A 21,714-nucleotide genomic window follows, 5' to 3' on the forward strand; every position below is an offset into this window, starting at 1 on the left:
GTATAAATTATATTGAGGATTATAATATCTATTCATTGTACCTAATATTATTAAGAATTTTTATTCAATCAGCGTTACTTCCTATAATATATTTGTATTTCCGAAATCCATATAAAAAAATGTTAAAATCAATATCTAATAACCTAATAGGTATAATATCTTTTTACACTATTGCAATTTTTTTGTTTTTAAGTAATTATTATGACTTTTATAATGATCGTGTGGAGTTATATTCGGGTTTTAATAGTATATTAAATGTAATTATCATTATAGTATCATATATAGTAGTTTTCATTGCTATTTGGTCTATAAACAAAAATATGGAACTAGAATATAAAGTTAAAATTATAGATACTCAAGTAGAATTACAAAAACAAAATTACAAAAATCTACATAAATCTATTGAAAATTATTATGCATTTAAACATGATATAAGGCATCATGCTTTAGTAATGAAATCAATGATGGATACGAAAAACTATATAGAAGCCGCAGAATACATGGAGAAATTTACTGAGAATGAAATATTCGAAAATGTGGTAAAACTATGTAATAATTTTACTGTAGATTCGATTTTAAAACATTATATTAGTATTGCAATGAAGAACAATATTGAGTTTAAGGTTAATCTAAATATACCAGAAAATATTAATATAGATAATATTGACTTATCTATTGTTATAGGTAATTGTATTGAAAATGCTATTGAAGCATGTAACAATATTAAGGATAAAAGCAAAAAGTACATTAATATAAATGCTGAAATTAAGGGATTTCAATTAATAGTTAAGATTAAAAATAGCTTTAATGGACAAGTCATAAAAGACGGCAAGGTTATAAAAACAAGTAAAAATGGAGAAGGACATGGCATTGGTTTATCCAATATTAGAAATGTAACTGAAAAATATAATGGTTATTTAAATATTAAGCATGATGATAAGGAATTTGAAGTAGATATTATTATGAATTATAACTAAGGCAAATAAGGTGAGGATAGATATGATAAATATAGCAATTTGTGATGATATTATAGAAGAACTTGAGACAATCTCTTCTTATGTATCAAATAATATTAAAGAATTAGATATACCTTTTAAAATAAGCTCCTTTAGTGAAGGACAAGATCTTCTTGAACACATAAATTCATCTAAACAGAACTTTGACATAATATTTTTAGATGTTTATATGAAATTTTCTAATGGGATTGATATTGCAAGGAGAATAAGGGACTTTGATAAAGAATGTAAGATTATATTTATAACTTCTTCAAAAGAGCATGCTGTAGATAGTTATGATGTAAGCGCTCTTCATTATATTTTAAAGCCAATAAATGAAGAAAAACTAACTAATGCTATCAAAATAGCTATAGAAAGTTTAACTAAAGAAAATAAACACTTTGTTATTATGAATAAAAAAGGAAACTATAGAATTTCATATAAAGATATTTTATATGCAGAAAGTAAAGCAAGAATCGTGAATATATATTTGAAATCAAGTGAGGTCATTAGTTTTTATTCAAAGCTTGAAGATTTTTTTCAAAGTCTTAAGGATGAAAGATTTCTTAGGTGTCATAAGAGCTTTGTTGTAAATATGGATTATATTTTAAAGATAGAAAATAATTGTGCTTTTATGTGCAATAACATAATTATACCTATAACGAGTTCTAATATGACATTAATAAAGGAAAAGTACTTTAATTATTTACTGAAAGAAGTATAAAAAGATAGGCATATATGAGTAATATACATCATGTATGCTTTTTTTGCATAAAAATGAGCTGTGAACTAATTATTTAGTGCGACAGCCCTATGTTTTTTCGCATGTTTTTACATTTTAAGCCTTAGTTTTTACATCGATAGTGTATATACGCTTATTTATGATATATTTTTAGTAATGATCTATCATAAATAAATAAGGGGGAGATTTATTTGCCAAACAGATTGAATTTAGTTATAGAATTTGAAAAAAAGATTTAATAATTATTAAGTTAATTAAAGAATTAATTATAGAAAGAAAAAAGCAGATATTTAATTTTATATAAGGAGATGTATTTTTATGGTTAATAAAATTGTTAGCAGGTTATCAATTCGTCAAGCTAATGTAATTTACAAATTTTTTAAAATTGGTTTTATATTTCATAATGGACAAGGCGCTCCATTTATAGAAGACTAGTTTTAAAAATAGCTTAAGGTATTAGGAATTCTTTTGAGAGGTTGATTCTTTTAGGAGGTTAAATATTATGGGTGAGGTTATTGTAATAACATCAGGTAAAGGTGGAGTCGGAAAAACTACTAATACAGCTAATATTGGTACCGCACTTGCGGAGATTGGCAAAAAAGTTGCATTAGTTGATGGTGACACTGGACTTAGAAATTTAGATATACTTATGGGGCTTGAAAATCGAATTGTTTATAATCTTTTTGATGTAATAGAAAGGAAGTGTAGTTTAAAACAAGCATTAATAAAAGATAAAAAATATGAAAACCTATATTTGCTTTCAACAGCACAAACAAAAAATAAAAATGATATGAAACCTGAACAAATGCTTAAATTAATTAATGAACTTAGGTGCGATTTTGATTATATATTAATAGATAGTCCCGCAGGAATTGAACAAGGTTTTGAAAATGCTGCAATCGCAGCAGATAGAGCAATAGTTGTAGTAAATCCAGAAGTTACTTCAATAAGAGATGCTGATAGAGTTCTTGGGATGCTTAAAAATAAAGGAATTAAGAGTCATGTTATAGTTAATAGGATTGATTATGAAATGGTTAAAAATGGAGATATGCTAGATGTAGAAGATATAGTTGATAGCTTAGAAATAGAGCTTATAGGTATAGTTCCAAGTGATAAAGCAATAACGATATCTACAAATAGAGGAAAACCCATCACATTAAATGAAGATTCTAAGGTGGGAAGAGCTTTTAAAGAAATAGCTATAAGAATAACAGGAAAAGAAGTTTCTTTTGAATTTTATAAGGAAAATGATAGTGGATTTACTGATGTAATTAAGAAATTGTTTGCTTATAGGTAGGAGGTATATTCGATGAAAAATATTAATAATAAAGTATCTTCAAAAGATTTAGCAAATAAGAGACTAAAAGTTATATTAATTCATGATAGAGCTTGCTTAGATGATAATTTTTTAGAAACAATAAAAAGTGAAATAATGAATATTATTGCTAAGTATGTTCGGATAAATAATTCACAAGTAGAAGTTAAATTAATTACCAATGATATAGAAGAAGGCAAATCACCAGTGCTAGTTGCTAATATTCCAATTAACAACTATAATTAATAACCTTTTAGAAAACTACATAAATTATCGTTCATAGAAAGATTTTAATAGAGATTTTTCACAATACATAAGGCGATGGCAGAAATAAATCCATTGCAGAAATCCGTAATATTTTGGGAAAATATATAAATGAATATCGTTCATTGACAAATGAATAATATTCATTTATAATCCTAAATATGGAAGGTGATTTGCTTGAGAACAATTAAACCAATTGATGAAAGACGACAGGAAATATTAGATGGCGCTATGAAGCTTTTTAGTGAAAAAGGGTATGATAGAACATCTATTTCAGATATTTCTAAGTTTTTAGGAATATCCCAAGGCTTGTGTTATAGATACTTTAAATCAAAGGAAGAAATATTTGAAAGTGCAATTGATGAATATGCGAGTAATATAGCTGATGAAATAATAAAGGTTATAAAATCTCCACATATGTCTATCGAAGATAAAATTTCAAGTAAGTGGAATTTTTATGATTTGGAGAAAAGAGAGGATTCATACTATAAGGTTTTTCATAGAGAAAATGCTAGACCTTTACATGATCGTATGTCTATAAATATTTGCAGAAAAGTTACTCCATATATTCAGGAAGAAATAGAAAAGGAAATTTTTAATGGAAAATTAAAAGTTCCTGATTCAGCAATGTTAGCCTCTTTTTGTGTATATGGACAGTTAGGAATATTACTTGATACAAGTATAAATGATAAGATAAGAACTAAAAGAATTAGCGAATTTCTATTAGATTTAATAGGAAGATATAAAACGTAAAAAGTAATAAATATTAGAAATTACATAAAAGTCCCCATATGGGGACTAAATATTGCAAATAAAATGAATGAAATTCATTCAATATAGGAATTAAAAGGAGGAATAAATCATGAAAGAAGAAAAAGAAAAATCAATTAAACATTTTAACAGTACTGCAGGAGAGTATGACAGTTCGTTTGACGGCAGATTTGTAAAGGTAATGTATGAGCCTTTATTAGATGAGTTAGATAAAAATGTAGAAGGTAAATTACTTGATGTTGGTTGTGGCACAGGAAATATTCTTTGTAAATTAGTAAATGGAAAAAGGGAGCTATTTGGAATTGATTTGTCCGAAAACATGGTAAGAGAATGTAGTAAAAGGATGGAAGATAGTGCAGAAATAAAAGTTTCAGATGCAGAACATATGCCATATAAAGATAATTTCTTTGATGTATTAATTTGTAATGCATCCTTTCACCATTACCCACATCCAGAAGAAGTATTAAAGGAAATGAAACGAGTTCTTAAAAGTGGAGGAAGGTTATTGATTGGAGAAGGCTATGCAATACAACCTTTTAGAGCGATTCTTAATTTATCATTTCATTTTTCGGATAGCGGTGATTTTAAAAGCTATGGTAAACATGAATTTATTAGAATGTTAGAAGATAATGGGTTTAAAATTGATGAAGTGAAAAAAACCAGTAATCGTACAATATTGTATATTGCTAAAGCATAAGAAAGGATAATAATATGAAAAGAAAAATAGGAATGTTTGAAGTATCTGTTATTTTATTTTTTTATATTTTACCTACAATTAGCATAATAATAAATTTGATGATTAGAGGGGACAAGTTAATAGTTGAAACTATTATAAAATGGGTTGTTTTTTGGGGAATTGGATTAAGATTATTCACATGTGGTTTAAAACAAGCTCTTCAACCTAGGTTTACTGCAAATGATATATTTGGCTCATATGATGAAAAAGCATATCCAATTGTTAGAGAATTAGGCTTTGCTAATATTTGTATAGGGATCTGTGGAATAGTATCACTTTTTAATGAAAAATTTAGAATTGCAGCTATAATGATTGGAGGATTATATTATCTATTAGCATTACTTCAACATATCTTTCGGAAACAGAAAAATGCAACTGAAGTATTTGTAACAATAACAGATTTATCAATATTTCTTGAGATTTGTGTTCCAGCTTTATATTTTTTAATATTTAAATAGTGTTAAGTTTACTTTTATATTTTCTTTATTTTTCATTGCAAGTATTTGCAGCGCGGCCACCGACAGACAAAGGGTACACGCCGAGATACATGTAAAAAGAGGTAACTTGATGTATATATTTTACAATTTTAATTATAATCATCTAAACCCCTCATGCTGCTTGACTAATTTATAGAAAGTATTTTTCTTTAAGTTTAACTCTTCCATGGCTTTTACTGCAGTTATTGTATATATTTCTAGCCAGTTTGGAGGAAAATTAATATTTGGTTTTCCTAAATGTTTTCCTTTTTCTTTTGCGGCTACAATACCTTCAGCTTGTCGTAATTTTATTTTTAACCTTTCCTGTTCTGCCATTGTAGCTAAAACTTCAATTAATAAATTATTAATCATATCCAATAGCCACTCTTGACCTTGCTGTATATCCATCATAGTTGTTGGAATGTCTAATATTTTAAGTCTAACCCCTTCATTTTTAAAGTATTCGAGCTCTTGCTTAATTTGCTGCTTATTCCTTCCTAAACGATCTAATGATTTAATATATATAATATCTCCGACTTGTGCAACTTTTCTAAGTAGTTAGTATTGCGGTTTATCAAAATCTTTACCACTTTGTTTTTCTGTAAAAATAAATCTATTATCAACATACTTTTCAAGTTCTATTAATTGTCTATCTAAATTTTGTTCTTTAGTGCTAACTCTACAATATCCATAAATTCTCATTTGTGCTTTATCCTCCAAAGTATTTTTAAGATTATTATACAAAGTTATTTTAAAAAGTATATATTATTTATTAAACGTTTATAAATAATTTTGTATACTTTAATAAACGTAAATTAAATGAAAAAATAGTTATCCTAAAAGGTATACGTTTTTATACATTATAGGATGTGACCAAGATTCATGTAAAACACTCATATAAGATATTATATACCAATTATGAAAACAGTTATCCTAAAAGGTATACTTTTCTATTCAATTCAGCCATTGCTTTTCAGTACAGGATACTCTTAATGGTATTACCCATGTTAAAGAAATCTTCCGGTCCGAATTTAGTACTATCACTTTTTTGGGGTTAGCATATTTTAATCCTTCACTTGAGGTATTAATTTAATAAAATTTCAAAAAATGTTGCTACAGAAAAAGTATCATGCTACAATATCAGTAGCAAGCTACTTTTTTTGTAGCTCGCATATTAAATATACATATTAGAAAGAGGTGCAGTTATGCCAGTAATTACGATGAAAATGAAAAAAACTCAGCCAGAAAAGAAAAAGGAATTGATTGAGAAATTAACTTCTGCAGCTGTTGAAGTTACCAATTCTCCAGCAAGCGCTTTTACTGTTTTTATTGAAGAATATGATCCTGATAGTATTGGTATCGGTGGTCAGACATTGCTTGAAAAATCAGCTAACAAATAAGATAAAAATACTTAAGTTCATCGCTTTTCTATAACGAGTGAGAAGCATTTCAAAAAATTTATATTGAAAGATATTTCTTAAGGAGGAATTACTATGTCAGTTCCATGTCCAGGTAAACCAGTTAGAGGATCCAAATCTGGCGTTCCAATTATGGCTCTCTTTGATATTTTAGGTAAGAATTGGGCGATGGGTATCATTTGGAATTTGCAGGAGGGCTCTTCTACCTTCAGAGAACTTCAGAAACGGTGCGAGTCAATCTCTCCTACAATATTAAACACCCGTATCAAGGAGCTTAGAGAAGTCGATATTGTAGAGCGTACTAATGATGGGTACCAATTAACTACGCGTGGAAAAGAACTCATGGAGTTGTTGCGACCATTTGGGGAGTGGTCACGTACTTGGTCAAAAGAAGTATTCAACTATTCAAAACCACTCGACAATTAAATATGCTCTTGTAAAATGATGTGATTATAAAAACAAATTACGGCATACAGAATGTGGTATATAGCTAATTTTACAGTAATATAGTTTTTATAAAAGAAAGGATGAATTTGAATGAGTTTGCTTAATGTGAATAAGGAAAAATGTATTGGCTGCGGCGTTTGTGCTGAAGTTTGTCCAAAGAATTATATTGGAATGACTGAGGAAAGGATTCCTATCGATGCCGGACTTACCTGTATCGCTTGTGGTCAATGTGTTGCTGTCTGTCCCCAATCGGCATTAGATCATGTTCACGCGTCGCTTAAAGGTCAAGTTTTATTAGATAAGACTCCAGTTTTGAGCGCTGAGATGGCGGAACGTTTTCTTCGGGGCAGACGCTCTATACGGGTGTATAAAGAAGATGCAGTTCCAAAAAACAAAATCCTAAAGCTACTAGATATTGCAAGATTAGCCCCTACGGGTAATAATACCCAGGGTGTGCAGTATTTGGTTATAGATAATAAGAATACACTACAGGCTATTACAGAAGCTACGATAGCCTGGATGGATGAAGCAATCTCACAAGGGGAATCATCGGCAGCTTATTTTACAGATTTAGTGGAACACTATCATAAAACAGGGCTAGATGTTATTTTGCGGAATGCACCGTGCTTTATCCTAGCACTGGCCGAAAAAAGTTTTTCGCGTGGACGTGATAACACCCATTTTTCTCTTGCGTATGCCGAATTGTTTGCATCAAGTCTTGAATTAGGAACGTGCTATGCAGGCCTTGTCGAGGCGTGTGCTAGGTCTGGTTATCAGCCTTTACTTAAAGTATTGGATATTCCAGAAGAGTTAATAGTCACTGGCGGGATTATAGTTGGTTATCCTAAATACAGTTATAAACGACTAGTAGATCGGTCTCAATTGAAAGTAACTTGGCGTTAATCAACTAATTCTTATAAATAGAAAGAAACGTATAGAAATCAAAAAAACTATAAGGTATCAACGCTTTATAGTTTTTATATCATAAACAAACATTGAATATATTTAATTTTTTTCACAATAATATTGAAAATCAGGAAGGATGCTAATAGCTTTAATTGAACGTACGATATATCCAAGATTTAGTAGAATTATAAGTAAAAATGAACTAATAAAATTGTATACTCCACATCATGAAGATATTTCAATTGCATATAAATATGCAAAAGGACTACCTAATATAGCTGTTTTTATTGTAATGTTAAAAACATTTAAAGTACTTAACTATTTTCCAAGTTATAAGAGTATACCTAATAGGATAATTGAACATATAAAAGTAAGCACTAATATATGTGATAATAATGAGATAAATGTATCAGAAAAAACTATTCAAAAATACAAATTAATTATAAAAAGATACTTAAATATAATAGATGATAAGGAATTTATAACTAATTTAGTATTAAAAACAGTTATAGAATTCGATCCTATTATGGAACATCCGGCGGACGTTTTTAATGCAGTAATTGAAATTTTAATCAAAAACAATTGTGAATTGCCTGCTTTTAGTACACTTAAAAGGGTAATTAACAGTAAAAGAGCTGCAATTAATAACGATATATTTGAATATGTATTTAGTAATTTAAAAATCAGAATTTATTGAGCCATATGTTGATATATCTTTTGCTGGTGATAAATGGCAAAAAATTATTAAATGTAAATTTGATGGAAAAGAAGTCTATTCTAGACGTTATTTTGAAATGTGTGTATTTTCACATATTGCATCTGAATTTAAAACTGGAGATATTTGTACAGAAGATTCAGATCATAGAAATCAATTACTTTCATTAGAAGGATGTAAACAATTAATTGAAGATTATTGTGTAGAGATGAATTTTCGTTTAGTCATTTTATTCCTTGTGGGGTTTGGAAAGCTATATACATAATTGATGCTTTCTTAAAAAATAAATCAGATATCCAACCAGATACAGTACACGCTGACACTCAAGGGCAATCTGCAACACTATTTGCTCTCACATATCTTTTAGGAATAAAACTAATGCCAAGAATACGCAATTGGAAAGATCTTAATTTTTATAAAGAAAGTAAAAACTTAAAATACGAACATATTGAGATATAATGGCTTTTCTAAATGGTTTTTCTTTGGTGGAGACGGAATTATGTGTGAAAATAATACTGAAGAACAAATTAATATTATAAAATATAATAATTTATTGTCTAATGCAATTATCTTACATAATGTAATAGATATAACCAATGCATTAAAAAGATTAAATGAAGATGGTAATTTAATTTTAAGAGAAGATATAAAAAATTTAAGTCCATATATGACAAGTCATATTAAAAGATTTAGTGAATATGTTATTGATTTAAATGAAATTCCTCAACCAATTAGTAAAATAGATATTGAAGAAATAATAGAACCAGTAACTTAATGTTATTTTTTTACATCAAGTTACTGGTTTTTACACGTATCTCGGCGTGTACCCTATTTGAAGGCATATGTTCTTCAGGTACCAGCTGTCCATTGAGAATATCCTCCTAAATGGCCTCTTTGATTTGCAGATAAATGAGACGATTACTGTCCAAAGTTGATTTCATGACATCCTCATTTCACTTATAGTATTCTTGTTAACTAGTGTTATATATGAATATAATACCATTGGATAAGTGTGTCAAAGGATAATCAAAAATTTTAATAATAAACATATCATATTGACATCAGTACTACTGCGTGATACTATATAGTGGTAGTAAGTAATACTAAATACCTGTATTACTAGATAGTGAAGAGGTGATTTGTCTGGAAAATATTACGGAAATGCTAAAAGGTGTACTAGAAGGCTGTGTTCTTGAAATCATCAGCCATGAGGAAATATATGGTTACGAGATTACGAAGAGGCTGAATGCCATCGGATTTTCAGATGTTGTTGATGGAACAGTTTATACCATCTTGGTGCGGCTTGAGAAGAATAAACTCGTGGACACAGAAAAAAAACCATCCGATATGGGACCACCGCGAAAGTTCTTCAAGCTCAACGATGCAGGGCGTGAGGAGCTGAGGAGGTTCTGGGAAAGATGGGAATTCGTATCATCAAAAATTAATGAGTTAAAGGAGAAGAAATAATGAATTTTTGGGAAAAGGTTACTGGAAGCGACATGACTAAAGAAATGAAAATTTTTGAAATGCGAGCCCAAAAGCTGACAGCTGAGTATCAAGAGGCATGGGAAAAAATTAAAGCCAATCTTTGGCAGCACTCAGATTTCACCGGTCGCAATCTCATGCCAATTCTTGATGGTGTGCTTGGTATGCTCGAAGAAACGGCTGCGGACGGTCAGAGTGTACAAGAGGTTTTGGGTGACGATATCAAAGGTTTCTGCGCAGCACTGGTAGGAGAAGAAGGTGCAAAGTCTTATCGCGACAAATGGCGTGAACAACTAAACAATAATATTGCTAAAAAATTAGGTAAATAGGAGGTTAAAATGAGAATACAAGAAATCATCGAAGGCAAAAAAGAGTGGCGAGCACACGTGGCGCGTGTCAAAGCACTACCGAAAGATTATCAGATTGTTTATAAAGAGATTCAAAAATATCTCTTTAAGGTTGGCCCTGTTGAGCTAACCAACGGGATAGGTTTACTTTCTGGGATTATAGATCTTTTTGAAGAGGGCGCATTCTTGGGAAAAGGCGTGCTTGAAGTGACGGGCAGTGACGTAGCTGCTTTCTGCGACGATTTAATTAAAGATTCAAAAACTTACGCGGACATCTATCAAGAATCTGTTGACAAGAAAGTTAACGAGGCTATAAAAAAGGTTACGATTAAAACAAAGTAAAAGGGAGATATCGGGATGAAAAAAGCAATTGAAGTAAGGGAAGGTAGAGTGTGTAAATACGATTGGATATTATGTCCAGTCTGTGGCAACAAAACACGAGACAAGATAGGCGTCGATACGGTGCTTGAAAACTTCCCACTATTTTGTCCAAAGTGTAAACAGGAAACTATAATAAATGCAAAACAACTGAATATATCAGTTATCAAAGAGCCAGACGCTAAGACGCAGAGCCGATAACCGTGAGTAAAATCGCAGTTATCGGCTCTTTTTTATGATAATTCCTCAATCTGCATTAAAAGGATTAGTGCAGATTTGAGTAAGGTTACTATATTGTATAGGAGGAAAAGAAAGTGAAAAAAAATATCATACAAATTAAAGGTGTAAAGAAAGCTTATAAAGATGTAGAAGTACTAAAAGGAGTAAATTTTGAAGTAGAGGAGGGCGGTATTTTTGCACTACTAGGCTCCAATGGAGCAGGAAAAACAACGATGATTAGAATCATGGCAACTTTACTTAAAGCAGATACTGGAAGTGTTATAATCAATGGTTTTGATGTTGAAAAAAATCCAGGAGACATTAGAGGTTCTATCAGTCTTACTGGCCAATTTGCTGCTATTGATGAAATTTTGACTGGACGTGAAAATATTCAAATGATAGCAAAACTTAGACATCTTAAAAAACCAAATCAAGTAGCAGATGAGTTAATTAGTCGTTTTGGCATGTCAGAGGCTGCAGACCGCAGAGTGGGTACTTACTCTGGAGGTATGAAAAGAAGAATTGATATAGCAATGAGTCTTGTTGGAAATCCAAAGATTATTTTCCTGGATGAGCCAACAACAGGTCTTGATCCAGAAGCACGTTTAGAAGTTTGGAAAATTGTAAAAGAGTTAACATCTTCAGGAACTACAGTATTCTTAACGACTCAATATTTAGAGGAAGCAGAGCAACTTGCAGATAAAATCGCTATTCTTCATGGAGGAAAAATCATTGCTCTAGATACGCTAGAAGGATTGAAGAAATTACTACCACCTGCAAAAGTTGAATATGTTGAAAAACAACCTACATTAGAAGAAATATTCCTAACAATCATTGGTAAAAGGGAGGAGAAATAAATGGAATCTACAAATAAATATTTTTTCAAAGATATGGGTGTTATGTTTGGACGTTCTATGCGTCATATTTTTAGAAGCATGGATACAATTATTACAGTTTGTATCACACCAATTGCGATGATGTTATTATTCGTTTATATATTTGGTGGTGCAATCCAAACTGGTACAGAAAATTATGTTAATTATCTATTACCAGGTATAATGTTAATGGCTATTGGTAGTGGTATTGCATATGTAGCTTATCGTTTGTTTATAGATAAAGAGCGTGGTATCTTTGAACGTTTCCATTCTATGCCTATCGCTCGTTCTACAGTATTATGGGGACATGTATTAACCTCATTAATTTCTAATGGAATTTCTGTAGTAGTGATTATACTTGTTGCATTATTAATGGGCTTCCGTTCTTCAGCAGGAATCTTAGAGTGGCTAGCTGTATTTGGAATTCTTGGGATATTTACACTTGCTTTGACTTGGATTGCTGTAATTGCGGGACTTGCTGCTAAAACACCAGATGGCGCAGGGGCATTCTCTTACCCAATCATCTTCTTACCATTTATCAGTTCTGCCTTTGTACCAACAAATACGATGCCTTCTGTAGTACGTGCTTTTGCAGAAAATCAACCTGTAACTCCTATCGTGGAAGCTATACGTAATTTATTAGCAAATCAACCAGTAGGAAATGATATATGGACTGCTTTGGCTTGGTGCATAGCAATAATAGTTGTTGCTTATATCTTTGCAATGAGGAGTTATAAGAAATTATAACCTATCTTTATATTAAGTATAGTACTCGCCCGCAGCGATAGATTTATTATATTAATAACATTTTGCATAATAGTATGAACTAGCAGAATTCCAAGACACCTTGATTTTAAGGGTACATCTTTACGCAAAAGCAATACTAATGCGTATTAGTATCATTTTTCTATCAAAACATGTGGAGACAGTTATTAGGATGGAGAAAAAACAGGCTGATATCAAAGGCTTTGAAGGTTTTCGAGTTAATATTAAAGTGTGTTTTGTGTTCCCCCAGACTTAAGAGTTTGGGGGATTTCTTTTACACAGAAATAGGGTATTTGTGTTAATGTTTGGTTTTTGCATATTTGCTTTTATAGTAAAGGAGATTTTGTAATAAGATTTTTGATTGACATCATAATTAGACTATACTAGAATAAAAACAAATATTTAATTTGTTTTTATGTTTTAATTATAAATATTAATTAGAGGTGAAAAATACAGTGCCGAAATTTACAGAAACAGAAAAAGAACGAATTAGAATGGATATGATGCATGCTGCGCATCAGTGTTTCATTGCTAAGGGGTTGAAAAATACATCTATTGAAGAGATAACTTCTTCAGTGTCTATAGCAAAAAGCAGCTTCTATGTTTTTTTTGAATCAAAGGAAATGCTTTACCTTGAGTTATTAGCTTTCGAGGGAGAAGAAATTGAAAGGCGAGTCTGGCCCAAGGTGGAAAGAGAGAAAAAAATACGTGAAGCAATAAAGGTTTATCTACTTGAAATGTCTTCTGCGTTGGAATCTTATATATTAACACAAAGATTAATAACGAATTTGGAAGAATATAACATGGTGTCTAGAAAGATAGATCCAGAATATTCGGCTACCAAGAGACTAAGAAGCATTGTCCCACTAATGGAATTTATAAAGAAGAATAAAGAGTTAAAAAAATTAATAAATGAGGATATCGAAGTTATTGCAGGTGTTATCCGTGGAGCTTTAGCAATGATTATTCATAAAAAAGATATAGGGGAGGATATATATCCCAATGTTCAAGAAATCATTTTCAATGCTGTAGCAAATGAACTTACAAACTAATCTTTAAATTCAGATGGGCCTTGTATAGTACCATGGTGTTCACCACTGTACTAATAATACTAGCTTCTATAATAATTTTAGTTTCCATGTTAAAAGTTCAGGATATATAAGAGATTAGAATAGATAGATGTACAGTATAAAAGAAGTTTATTAGCAAGAAAATAATAATAATTAGGATGTGGCAAGAATGAGTAAAACAAAAAGAGAAGTTATTGAAATTGCAACAAAACACGGGTTGAATCTTAAGGAAGATACTTTAGTATTCAATGAATCTGGGCTTGATTTTCTGGCAGTATTTGCTCTGGATCAACAAGGTAGTGAATGGGTACTTCGGATGCCTAGACGTGAAGATGTAATGCCAAGAACTAAGGATGAAAAGCAGGCATTAGATTTGGTGAATCAATATTGCACTAACTTTCAAGCACCAAACTGGTCTGTCTATACAGAGGAATTAATTGCATATAAAAAATTAGAGGGTATACCAGCAGGGACAATTGATCATGCTATAGGAAACTATATCTGGGAAATTGATATTAATAATGTACCAGCCTGTTTTCATGAGACACTTGGAAAGGTACTGGCAGAGCTGCATGGTATCCCAAGGGATAAGGTAGTAGAAGCCGGACTAGTGCTTCACACAGCAGAAGAGGTAAGACAGTCAATGCAAGATCGTATGGATGCTGTGAAGGCCAAATTTGGAGTAGGAGAGTCGCTGTGGAATAGATGGCAGACATGGTTAAAGAATGATGAGCTTTGGCCGAAAAAAACAGGTTTTATTCATGGGGATATACATGCAGGACACACTTTAATAAATAAAGCTGCAAATGTGACTGGTTTAATTGATTGGACTGAAGCAAAGATTGCAGATGTATCCAATGATTTTGTGTTTCATTATAAAGCCTTTGGTGAGGAAGGTCTTGAATCCCTTATTAAGGCCTATAAAGAAGTAGGGGGATACTATTGGCCTAAGATGAAAGAGCATATCATTGAATTGGTCGCTGCATACCCAGTTGCAATTGCTGAATTTGCCCTGATATCTGGTGTAGATGAATATGAGCAAATGGCAAGACAAGCACTGGAAGTTAGTGATATTTAAATATAAATCATATACAAATCTTTTATAGCCCCTCCCGTATTTTAAGGAGGGGTATCTTTACACAAAAATAATATTAATGAGCATATTAATTATGTTAATGTACATTGATTTAAAATGAACAGTAAATTGAAACCTAAACATGGATAAATACTATAATAGTATATATTTATGTTTAGGTTTATTTTATTATAGGAGTTATTGCTTTCAGCCTTCATTGGCTATGTGTTCACATAATGAGAAGAATAAATAAAAAAATATAAATATTTAGTATTGCGTTTTATATTTTCCAATGTTATACTTCATTTAAGGTACTGCAGTACCTTAAATGAAGTATAACATTGGAGGTGTTTGCGTTTTGTCAATAATACAAACGAAGAATTTAACAAAGAGTTACGGCTCAAAAAATAGTGTTTATGATATTAATCTGACTGCTAATGAAGGTGAAATATATGGTTTTTTAGGCTTAAACGGTGCAGGAAAAACAACTACAATGAGGATGTTGCTTAAAATGATTAATCCTACATCTGGCGAAATTTATTACTCTGGAAAATCAATTTCGAAGCTGTCTTCTGAATTTTGGAATCAGGTTGGTTACTTAATTGAAACACCACATGCTTATCCAAACTTTACTGTAGAAGAAAATCTTATATTATATGCAAAGCAAAGACTAATACCTGATTCAGAAATTAAGAAACGAATTGATGACATTTCACAGCAGCTATTGCTAGATAATTATCGTCAGATTAAGGTAAAAGATCTTTCCTTAGGAAACAATCAAAAAATTGGATTAGCAAAGGCACTTATTCATAAACCAAAGATTCTTTTGTTAGACGAACCAACAAACGGATTAGATCCGGAGGGGCTTGTAGTTGTTCGTAATTCTCTATTAGAAATGGCTAAAAATGGGACAACTATTTTTATTTCAAGCCATCTATTAGATGAGATGGAAAAGCTGGTAAGTCGAATTGGGATATTAGCACATGGATGCCTGCTACGAGAATTAAATTTTTCAGAATTTGAAACCTGCAGAGAATCCAAGCTGTACATAAAGACGGAGGGATCCATAAAGAATCTCGCACATTACCTTGCTACAAAAAGCTTGCAATTCACATCGGTAAGTGAAGAGGAAGTACTTGTTTCAGATATATCTATTAACCAATATTCTGCTTTATTACAGCAGTTAGAAAATCAGAAATTGAATCCCATGATTTTTCAACCTGTAAATGAAAGCTTAGAAGAATTCTTTCTTAGAACAATTAAGGAGGGCAAATCATTATGAAACAGATATGGTCAATGACTAAAATTGAGTTTTATAAAATAAGACTAGGTCATATACCAATTTACATTTTAGCTTTTTATAGCTTTTTGTTACTTATCCATATGCAGGATAAGACGTGGGGAGAATTTTTGAAAAATACTTTTTTTATGTATTCTACTGTTATTGGATTAATGGGCTTTGGTATTTTAAGCAGCTGGGTATTTGGTAGAGAGTATCAGGATCAAACTTTTAAAGATCTTTTATCATTGCCAATCTCTCGTACTAGTTTAGTATGTGCAAAATTTTTTGCTTTAGGATTATGTTTTTTAGGTATAACGGTATTAGCAATTGGTGCGACATTTGCTATAGGTTCTTGCTTAGATTTGAAAAATTTTGATGTGCTTTTGACTGGAACTCTTTTAAAAAGGTTAGGGATAGCAACGCTTTATAATTCTGGTCTTAGTTTTCTATTCCCTCTTATCGCCAGCATGACACGAGGAATATTAGCTCCCGTTAGTACTTCTTTTGGAGCTGTAATTGTAGCTGCTATTTTTGGATCACAGCCTCTAGGGCGTTATATCCCGTGGACAATTTCAGGAATATACTTAAACAATCCTGATCTTATTAATTGGATTAGTAAATTGACGATTTTTGTTATTTTATTTATTGGTGTTTATGGTACTATATTATGGTGGAATTATGTAGACCAAAAATAGGAGGTTGTATCATGAATGACAATGTTAATCGGCGCCGTGGCGTTATACTTGAAAATGCGATTTTAGATCAGGCTTGGTTATTGCTTGATCAAATAGGATATAGCAAATTGACTATGGATGATGTAGCCCGTGCTGCAAAAACCAACAAAAATGCTATTTATCGTCGATGGCCACAAAAATGTCACCTTATTCTTGCTGCTGTAGAGCGAAAAGCACCACCAATAGAATTAGAAATCAGTGATCATGGTTCACTAAAAGAAGATTTAATTGCTCTATTTAAGGTTTTAGATCCAATTTTTGAAATTATCAGACCTGAGGATCTACGAGAGGTGATTTCAGATAAGTTTTCCGATACTACATCTTACGATCTATTTAGTGTTGTTAATCACGAAAATGGTATCCGAAAATTAATGGAAACTATTATAACGCGAGCAAATCATCGTAAAGAGATTTCACTTTCAATAGATACTATTTCTGAAAGGGCTCTAAATTTGCCTACTTTACTAATTATCAATGAAATTGTATTGTATGGAAGGCCTAATGAGACGAGTAGCGAGGATATTATTGATAATATTTTGCTTCCAATATATAAAGTACATAAATAATTCAATAAGTAAGAATAACAGGGACTTATAATTAAGATTCCCTTGTTATTTCTTATAGAAGTTGCATTCATAGAATAAATACGATTATATCAGAAAGCCTGTCATAATTTTAAGGAAATTTCATACTGGAACTAGCTTGGAATATAGCGTCAAGGAAGGAAAAATCTTTGGATTTTTGAAATAAACAGTACAAGTAAAACAACAGGAATAAAGATATTAAGGGCCATTTTGACTTTGAACATTACCATTATTATGCATATATTCAAAATATTAGACAAATATATTGTGAACAAATTTAGTGAAAGTGTTTTTATTGCAATAGATTTTACTTATAAAATATGCGTTGATTTTCTGATGGAAAATAAGAAGTACTTTTTACACTTATAATTAATTTGTTAAAGGAGTAAGTGATTATGAAAAAATTTATTATGTTAATTGTATTGCCAGCGATTATAGGAACATCTTTATTTTCAGGATGCGCTGCAAAGGATAATAGAAATGAAAATGCTGTTCAAGCAGAAGAGATTAATGAACAAAAATCCGTATATCTCATGGCTGGAAAACTTGCGACAGATAATCAAGTCAATGTAGCTTCGAAAATCTCTGCGAGAGTTTCGGATATACCAGTTAATGTAGGGGCAGTTGTAAATCAAGGTGATACCGTAATTAAATTAGATACTCAGGACTTGCAAGCTCAGGTAGACCAAGCACAAGCAGCAGTAAATACTGCAAATGCCAATTTAACTAATGCCATGAACAGTACACGTCCTGAACAAATAGCACAAGCACAAGCAGCTTTGGACAGCGCTAAAGCAACTTATGATATTGCTAAAAAGAATTATGATCGTACAAAAGCCTTAACTGATGTAGGGGCAGCTACAGAGGTGCAGCTTGAAACAGCACAGCAGCAGCTTACTTCAGCAGAGTCAGGACAAAAATCAGCAGAGGAACAATTAGAAATGCTAAAAAATGGTGCTACAGAAACAAGTATAGATGTTTACAAGGCACAAGTACAGCAAGCTGAAGAAGCATTAAAAACAGCTCAAATAGTATTAAGGAATGGAACTATTACAGCTCCTATTTCAGGGAAAGTTACCGTTAAAAATATAAATAAAGGTGAAATAGCATCACCTGGCAGCACTCTTATTTCAATATCTAATCCTGATACTTTATGCGTGAATGCATATGCTCCAACAAGCATTATAAAAGATTTGAAAGAAGGACAAGCTGTAACTGTTAAAGTTTCAGGAATAAAGGATTCAGAATTTGAAGGAACTATATCAGTAATAAATTCAGAATTAAATTCTCAGAGCAATAATATTTTAGTAAAAATAACTTTAGTAAATTCAAATTCACAATTGAAACCTGGTATGTTTGCCGAAGTTGGCGTAAGAAGTTAGGAAAGGATGATAAGAATGCAAGGAAAACGTAAAATAATAATTTTTTGTATAATCATAGCTATGTTAATAACTCTTGGCGGAGTTGGAGTATATTATTGGTATGAAAATGAATATTTTGTCTCAACTGAAGATGCACTGGTAGCTGGAGATTTTATAGATATAACTCCAAAAATTTCAGGAAGTCTTCTTGAATGTAATGTAAAAGAGGGAGAAACTTTAGTTAAAGATCAAATAGTAGGGCACATGGATGAAAATGGAATAGCTGATGAAAATGTTAATTCTTCCTTACTTAGAGCGCCAATTAATGGGTTAATTATTAAAAAGGAAGCTGAGGAGGGACAATATATTCCAGCTGGATCTACAATTGCAGTAATGGTTGACCAAGAAAAAATTTACATAACTGCAAATATAGAAGAAACTAAGGTGGAAAAATTAAAAGAAGGGCAAAATGTAGATATAAAAATTGATCAATTTGAAGGGAAAGTATTTCAAGGCAAAGTTGAAAATATAGGAAAGGCTTCAAATTCAGCATTTTCACTTCTCCCATCTTCTTCAGGTGGAACTTTCACTAAGGTTGTTCAAAAGGTACCTGTGAAAATTAAACTTGAGGAAAATGATACAAAGCTTCTACCTGGAACAAATGCAGATATAAAGATACATATAAAGTAGGTGGGAGTATGGAAAATAAAAAAGAATCTTCAACTAAATGGCTTATTATGAGTGTTGTAATTATGGCAATCTTTATGGTAAATCTAGATACCAGCATTATTAATATCTCTATTACTAAAATGATGCAGACCTTTAACGCATCTATAGATCAAATCCAATGGGTTGTTAGTGCATATACCCTGACCTTAGGAGTTGTAATTCCATCAACAAGTTATTTTGGAGATAAATTTGGCACTAAAAACGTATTTATTACTGCGTTAATTTTATTTACCTTAGGTTCACTATTGTGTGGAATTTCGTGGAATGAAACTATAATGATAATTGCAAGAGTAATTCAAGGAATTGGAGGAGCCTCTATAATATCTCTTGGTATGGCAATATTAATGACTACTTTTGATAAAAGTGAACTTGGAATGGCAATAGGAGTAATGGGAATGTGTGTAATGGCAGCCCCAGCTTTAGGGCCAAGTTTAGGTGGATATATTATTCAAAATTTCAATTGGAGATTTCTTTTCTTTATAAATCTTCCAGTTGGAATAGTTGCTACAATGATGGCTATACTCATATTCAAAAAATCAGAACATAAGTCTTCAAAGAAATTTGATATTATTGGATTTCTAACGTCAAGTATCGGAATGTCCTGCGTTCTTTATGTACTTGGAAAAAGTGATTTAGACTGGAGCGATATAAAAAATATCGTGCTTATGATTGTTGGGTGCTATAGTCTTGTAATATTTGTTGTGAATGAATTGCTCATTGAAGAACCTATGCTTGATTTAAAACTACTAAAGAATTATACCTTTTGCATGAGTAATATTATCATGAATGTTGCAATGCTAGCTCTTTATGGTGGTGTGTTTCTGATGCCAATATTCCTTCAACAAATAAGAGGACTTGATTCAATGAATACAGGGTTGATTTTATTTCCAGAAGCAATAGCGACAGCCATATCTATGGTTTTGTATGGGAAAATTGGTAATAAATTTGATGTTAGATTATTTGCTGTATTTGCATTGATTTTAATTGGCATTAACAGCTATAGTATGTCAAAAATTACGTTGGATACACCCAATATGACGATTACGATCCTATTAATGATTAGAGGCTTTGGTGTCGGATTTCTTATGGCACCAGTTCAAACAATAGGGTTTAGTGGATTACCAAAGGCAGCAATGTCAAATGCATCTGCTTTGACTAATACAGTAAAACAAGTAGGGACTTCCATAGGTGTTACTATTATAACAAGCGTTATGCAGCATAGAAATGTGCTTGATTACTCTAACTTAGCTTCACAAGTCACATCTTTTAATAAAAATAGTATGAAACTATATGAAATGTTTCAAGGGATGTTTATTAAAACTGGGATGTCAGCAGGCAATGCTCAAGGAATTGCTTTAAACAAGATGTTTGGAGAGGTTGCACTTCAGGCACAGCTCCAAGCTCTCAATGATACTATGTTTGTAATTTCGATAATTACCGTTATTGTAATCATTCCAACACTATTATTAAAACAAGGTAAACAAGAAGAAACAAAAGTAGTAGTGGCAGAGGGATAAAATATATAATAGTCAGAAATTATGAATAGTGCATTCTAATATTCTGTACCATATTTATTCTTCAGAATATTGCCATAGTAGAATATATATTCTTAAGAATATGCGCCTAAAATGCGGGACGAGAGTGATTTCGTATTAGCAATTTATTAGGTAATAATATAGTAAAAGGATTATTTATCGGAGGAAGTTCTATGGAAAAGATAAATGAACAAAATAGTTTATATGAGCAGTTTTTAAAATACTCATATACAGATTTTATGGAACTATTTAAAAAAGCAAAAACAAAAGAAGAAGTGGATTTTTATATTGATTTATCTGAGTTAGTGTTGAAGAGAGAACAAGAACGAGGTATAGGTAAAAATTAAATCTATTGCTGTTATTGAGGAGTTTGGTGATAGTTGTGATGGTGAAGTTATACCTGATGAAGATTTATATGTTTACCCATATTGCCATAGTAATGTAATTAAATATTGAAATATAATAAGGATAAGCTATTTTAGAAGATTAA

27 protein-coding genes and 2 pseudogenes are annotated in these 21,714 nt (G+C 31.3%); 28 read left to right on the forward strand and 1 reads right to left on the reverse strand.

Annotated elements, in window-relative coordinates; genetic code table 11:
* Positions 1 to 320 precede the first annotated feature (320 nt).
* The 7 genes from CLCHR_RS16150 to CLCHR_RS16180 all read left to right on the forward strand — a co-directional run bounded on the left by CLCHR_RS16150 (position 321) and on the right by CLCHR_RS16180 (position 5,281).
* On the forward strand, positions 321 to 977 hold the full coding sequence (locus tag CLCHR_RS16150) for a sensor histidine kinase (RefSeq protein WP_169896822.1): 657 nt from the start codon (positions 321 to 323) through the stop codon (positions 975 to 977).
* 22 nt (positions 978 to 999) lie between these two features.
* Positions 1,000 to 1,719 (forward strand): LytR/AlgR family response regulator transcription factor, encoded by a 720-nt coding sequence (locus tag CLCHR_RS16155; RefSeq protein WP_079440859.1) that lies wholly within the window; start codon positions 1,000 to 1,002, stop codon positions 1,717 to 1,719.
* 520 nt (positions 1,720 to 2,239) lie between these two features.
* Positions 2,240 to 3,034: a septum site-determining protein MinD gene (gene minD, locus CLCHR_RS16160; RefSeq protein WP_079440860.1), complete on the forward strand. Its 795-nt coding sequence runs from the start codon at positions 2,240 to 2,242 to the stop codon at positions 3,032 to 3,034.
* A gap of 12 nt (positions 3,035 to 3,046) precedes the next feature.
* Positions 3,047 to 3,298: a cell division topological specificity factor MinE gene (gene minE / locus CLCHR_RS16165; protein ID WP_079440861.1), complete on the forward strand. Its 252-nt coding sequence runs from the start codon at positions 3,047 to 3,049 to the stop codon at positions 3,296 to 3,298.
* 195 nt (positions 3,299 to 3,493) lie between these two features.
* On the forward strand, positions 3,494 to 4,069 hold the full coding sequence (locus CLCHR_RS16170; protein WP_079440862.1) for a TetR/AcrR family transcriptional regulator: 576 nt from the start codon (positions 3,494 to 3,496) through the stop codon (positions 4,067 to 4,069).
* 109 nt (positions 4,070 to 4,178) lie between these two features.
* On the forward strand, positions 4,179 to 4,784 hold the full coding sequence (locus CLCHR_RS16175; protein ID WP_079440863.1) for a class I SAM-dependent methyltransferase: 606 nt from the start codon (positions 4,179 to 4,181) through the stop codon (positions 4,782 to 4,784).
* A gap of 14 nt (positions 4,785 to 4,798) precedes the next feature.
* The gene (locus CLCHR_RS16180) at positions 4,799 to 5,281 is read left to right on the forward strand and encodes a DUF6790 family protein (RefSeq protein ID WP_079440864.1); all 483 of its coding nucleotides are present in this window, start codon (positions 4,799 to 4,801) and stop codon (positions 5,279 to 5,281) included.
* A 138-nt stretch (positions 5,282 to 5,419) separates the two neighbouring features.
* On the opposite strand, the pseudogene CLCHR_RS16185 reads toward CLCHR_RS16180, so the two are convergent.
* Positions 5,420 to 6,001 (reverse strand): annotated as a pseudogene (locus CLCHR_RS16185) (recombinase family protein).
* 503 nt (positions 6,002 to 6,504) lie between these two features.
* Between CLCHR_RS16185 and dmpI the strand changes: the two are divergent.
* From dmpI to CLCHR_RS24865, 21 genes and pseudogenes are all read left to right on the forward strand, one after another.
* Positions 6,505 to 6,699, forward strand: a complete 195-nt coding sequence (gene dmpI, locus CLCHR_RS16190; protein WP_041897938.1) for a 4-oxalocrotonate tautomerase DmpI — start codon at positions 6,505 to 6,507, stop codon at positions 6,697 to 6,699.
* A gap of 93 nt (positions 6,700 to 6,792) precedes the next feature.
* Positions 6,793 to 7,143: a winged helix-turn-helix transcriptional regulator gene (locus CLCHR_RS16195; protein ID WP_041897937.1), complete on the forward strand. Its 351-nt coding sequence runs from the start codon at positions 6,793 to 6,795 to the stop codon at positions 7,141 to 7,143.
* A gap of 111 nt (positions 7,144 to 7,254) precedes the next feature.
* Positions 7,255 to 8,067, forward strand: a complete 813-nt coding sequence (locus tag CLCHR_RS16200) for a nitroreductase family protein (protein ID WP_079440865.1) — start codon at positions 7,255 to 7,257, stop codon at positions 8,065 to 8,067.
* Positions 8,068 to 8,206: 139 nt separating this feature from the next.
* Positions 8,207 to 8,767: a DUF4158 domain-containing protein gene (locus tag CLCHR_RS24495; RefSeq protein ID WP_139376250.1), complete on the forward strand. Its 561-nt coding sequence runs from the start codon at positions 8,207 to 8,209 to the stop codon at positions 8,765 to 8,767.
* Between the two features lie 97 nt (positions 8,768 to 8,864).
* Positions 8,865 to 9,050 carry a hypothetical protein gene (locus CLCHR_RS24860; protein ID WP_169896821.1) on the forward strand — a complete coding sequence of 62 codons (186 nt, stop codon included), beginning with the start codon at positions 8,865 to 8,867 and terminating at the stop codon, positions 9,048 to 9,050.
* A pseudogene (locus CLCHR_RS25725) lies at positions 9,005 to 9,560 on the forward strand (Tn3 family transposase); the annotation flags it as partial. The gene CLCHR_RS24860 and the pseudogene CLCHR_RS25725, both read left to right, overlap by 46 nt.
* 368 nt (positions 9,561 to 9,928) lie before the next feature.
* The gene (locus tag CLCHR_RS16210; protein WP_079440898.1) at positions 9,929 to 10,252 is read left to right on the forward strand and encodes a PadR family transcriptional regulator; all 324 of its coding nucleotides are present in this window, start codon (positions 9,929 to 9,931) and stop codon (positions 10,250 to 10,252) included.
* Complete coding sequence (locus CLCHR_RS16215; protein ID WP_079440866.1) at positions 10,252 to 10,599, forward strand: DUF1048 domain-containing protein; 348 nt, start codon at positions 10,252 to 10,254, stop codon at positions 10,597 to 10,599. Before CLCHR_RS16210 ends, CLCHR_RS16215 begins: the two co-directional genes overlap by 1 nt.
* A gap of 9 nt (positions 10,600 to 10,608) precedes the next feature.
* Positions 10,609 to 10,959 carry a DUF1048 domain-containing protein gene (locus tag CLCHR_RS16220; protein ID WP_079440867.1) on the forward strand — a complete coding sequence of 117 codons (351 nt, stop codon included), beginning with the start codon at positions 10,609 to 10,611 and terminating at the stop codon, positions 10,957 to 10,959.
* Between the two features lie 15 nt (positions 10,960 to 10,974).
* Complete coding sequence (locus CLCHR_RS16225; protein ID WP_079440868.1) at positions 10,975 to 11,196, forward strand: cysteine-rich KTR domain-containing protein; 222 nt, start codon at positions 10,975 to 10,977, stop codon at positions 11,194 to 11,196.
* Positions 11,197 to 11,309: 113 nt separating this feature from the next.
* Positions 11,310 to 12,071: an ABC transporter ATP-binding protein gene (locus CLCHR_RS16230; RefSeq protein WP_079440869.1), complete on the forward strand. Its 762-nt coding sequence runs from the start codon at positions 11,310 to 11,312 to the stop codon at positions 12,069 to 12,071.
* Positions 12,072 to 12,836, forward strand: a complete 765-nt coding sequence (locus CLCHR_RS16235; RefSeq protein WP_079440870.1) for an ABC transporter permease — start codon at positions 12,072 to 12,074, stop codon at positions 12,834 to 12,836.
* A 473-nt stretch (positions 12,837 to 13,309) separates the two neighbouring features.
* A complete protein-coding gene (locus CLCHR_RS16240; RefSeq protein WP_079440871.1) occupies positions 13,310 to 13,906 on the forward strand; it encodes a TetR/AcrR family transcriptional regulator in 597 nt (198 codons plus the stop codon).
* Positions 13,907 to 14,093: 187 nt separating this feature from the next.
* Positions 14,094 to 15,002, forward strand: coding sequence for a macrolide 2'-phosphotransferase (locus CLCHR_RS16245; RefSeq protein ID WP_079440872.1), 909 nt, complete (start codon positions 14,094 to 14,096; stop codon positions 15,000 to 15,002).
* A gap of 355 nt (positions 15,003 to 15,357) precedes the next feature.
* Positions 15,358 to 16,281, forward strand: a complete 924-nt coding sequence (locus CLCHR_RS16250; protein WP_079440873.1) for an ABC transporter ATP-binding protein — start codon at positions 15,358 to 15,360, stop codon at positions 16,279 to 16,281.
* Complete coding sequence (locus tag CLCHR_RS16255; protein ID WP_079440874.1) at positions 16,278 to 16,976, forward strand: ABC transporter permease; 699 nt, start codon at positions 16,278 to 16,280, stop codon at positions 16,974 to 16,976. Before CLCHR_RS16250 ends, CLCHR_RS16255 begins: the two co-directional genes overlap by 4 nt.
* An 11-nt stretch (positions 16,977 to 16,987) precedes the next feature.
* Positions 16,988 to 17,581, forward strand: coding sequence for a TetR/AcrR family transcriptional regulator (locus CLCHR_RS16260; protein WP_079440875.1), 594 nt, complete (start codon positions 16,988 to 16,990; stop codon positions 17,579 to 17,581).
* A 413-nt stretch (positions 17,582 to 17,994) separates the two neighbouring features.
* Positions 17,995 to 18,981 carry an HlyD family secretion protein gene (locus CLCHR_RS16265; RefSeq protein ID WP_079440876.1) on the forward strand — a complete coding sequence of 329 codons (987 nt, stop codon included), beginning with the start codon at positions 17,995 to 17,997 and terminating at the stop codon, positions 18,979 to 18,981.
* Between the two features lie 15 nt (positions 18,982 to 18,996).
* Positions 18,997 to 19,650 (forward strand): HlyD family secretion protein, encoded by a 654-nt coding sequence (locus CLCHR_RS16270; protein ID WP_079440877.1) that lies wholly within the window; start codon positions 18,997 to 18,999, stop codon positions 19,648 to 19,650.
* An 8-nt stretch (positions 19,651 to 19,658) separates the two neighbouring features.
* Positions 19,659 to 21,206: a DHA2 family efflux MFS transporter permease subunit gene (locus CLCHR_RS16275; RefSeq protein WP_079440878.1), complete on the forward strand. Its 1,548-nt coding sequence runs from the start codon at positions 19,659 to 19,661 to the stop codon at positions 21,204 to 21,206.
* Positions 21,207 to 21,397: 191 nt separating this feature from the next.
* The gene (locus CLCHR_RS24865) at positions 21,398 to 21,571 is read left to right on the forward strand and encodes a hypothetical protein (protein WP_169896824.1); all 174 of its coding nucleotides are present in this window, start codon (positions 21,398 to 21,400) and stop codon (positions 21,569 to 21,571) included.
* Positions 21,572 to 21,714 lie beyond the last annotated feature (143 nt).

This window comes from Clostridium chromiireducens, from assembly GCF_002029255.1.
GTDB lineage: Bacteria > Bacillota > Clostridia > Clostridiales > Clostridiaceae > Clostridium > Clostridium chromiireducens.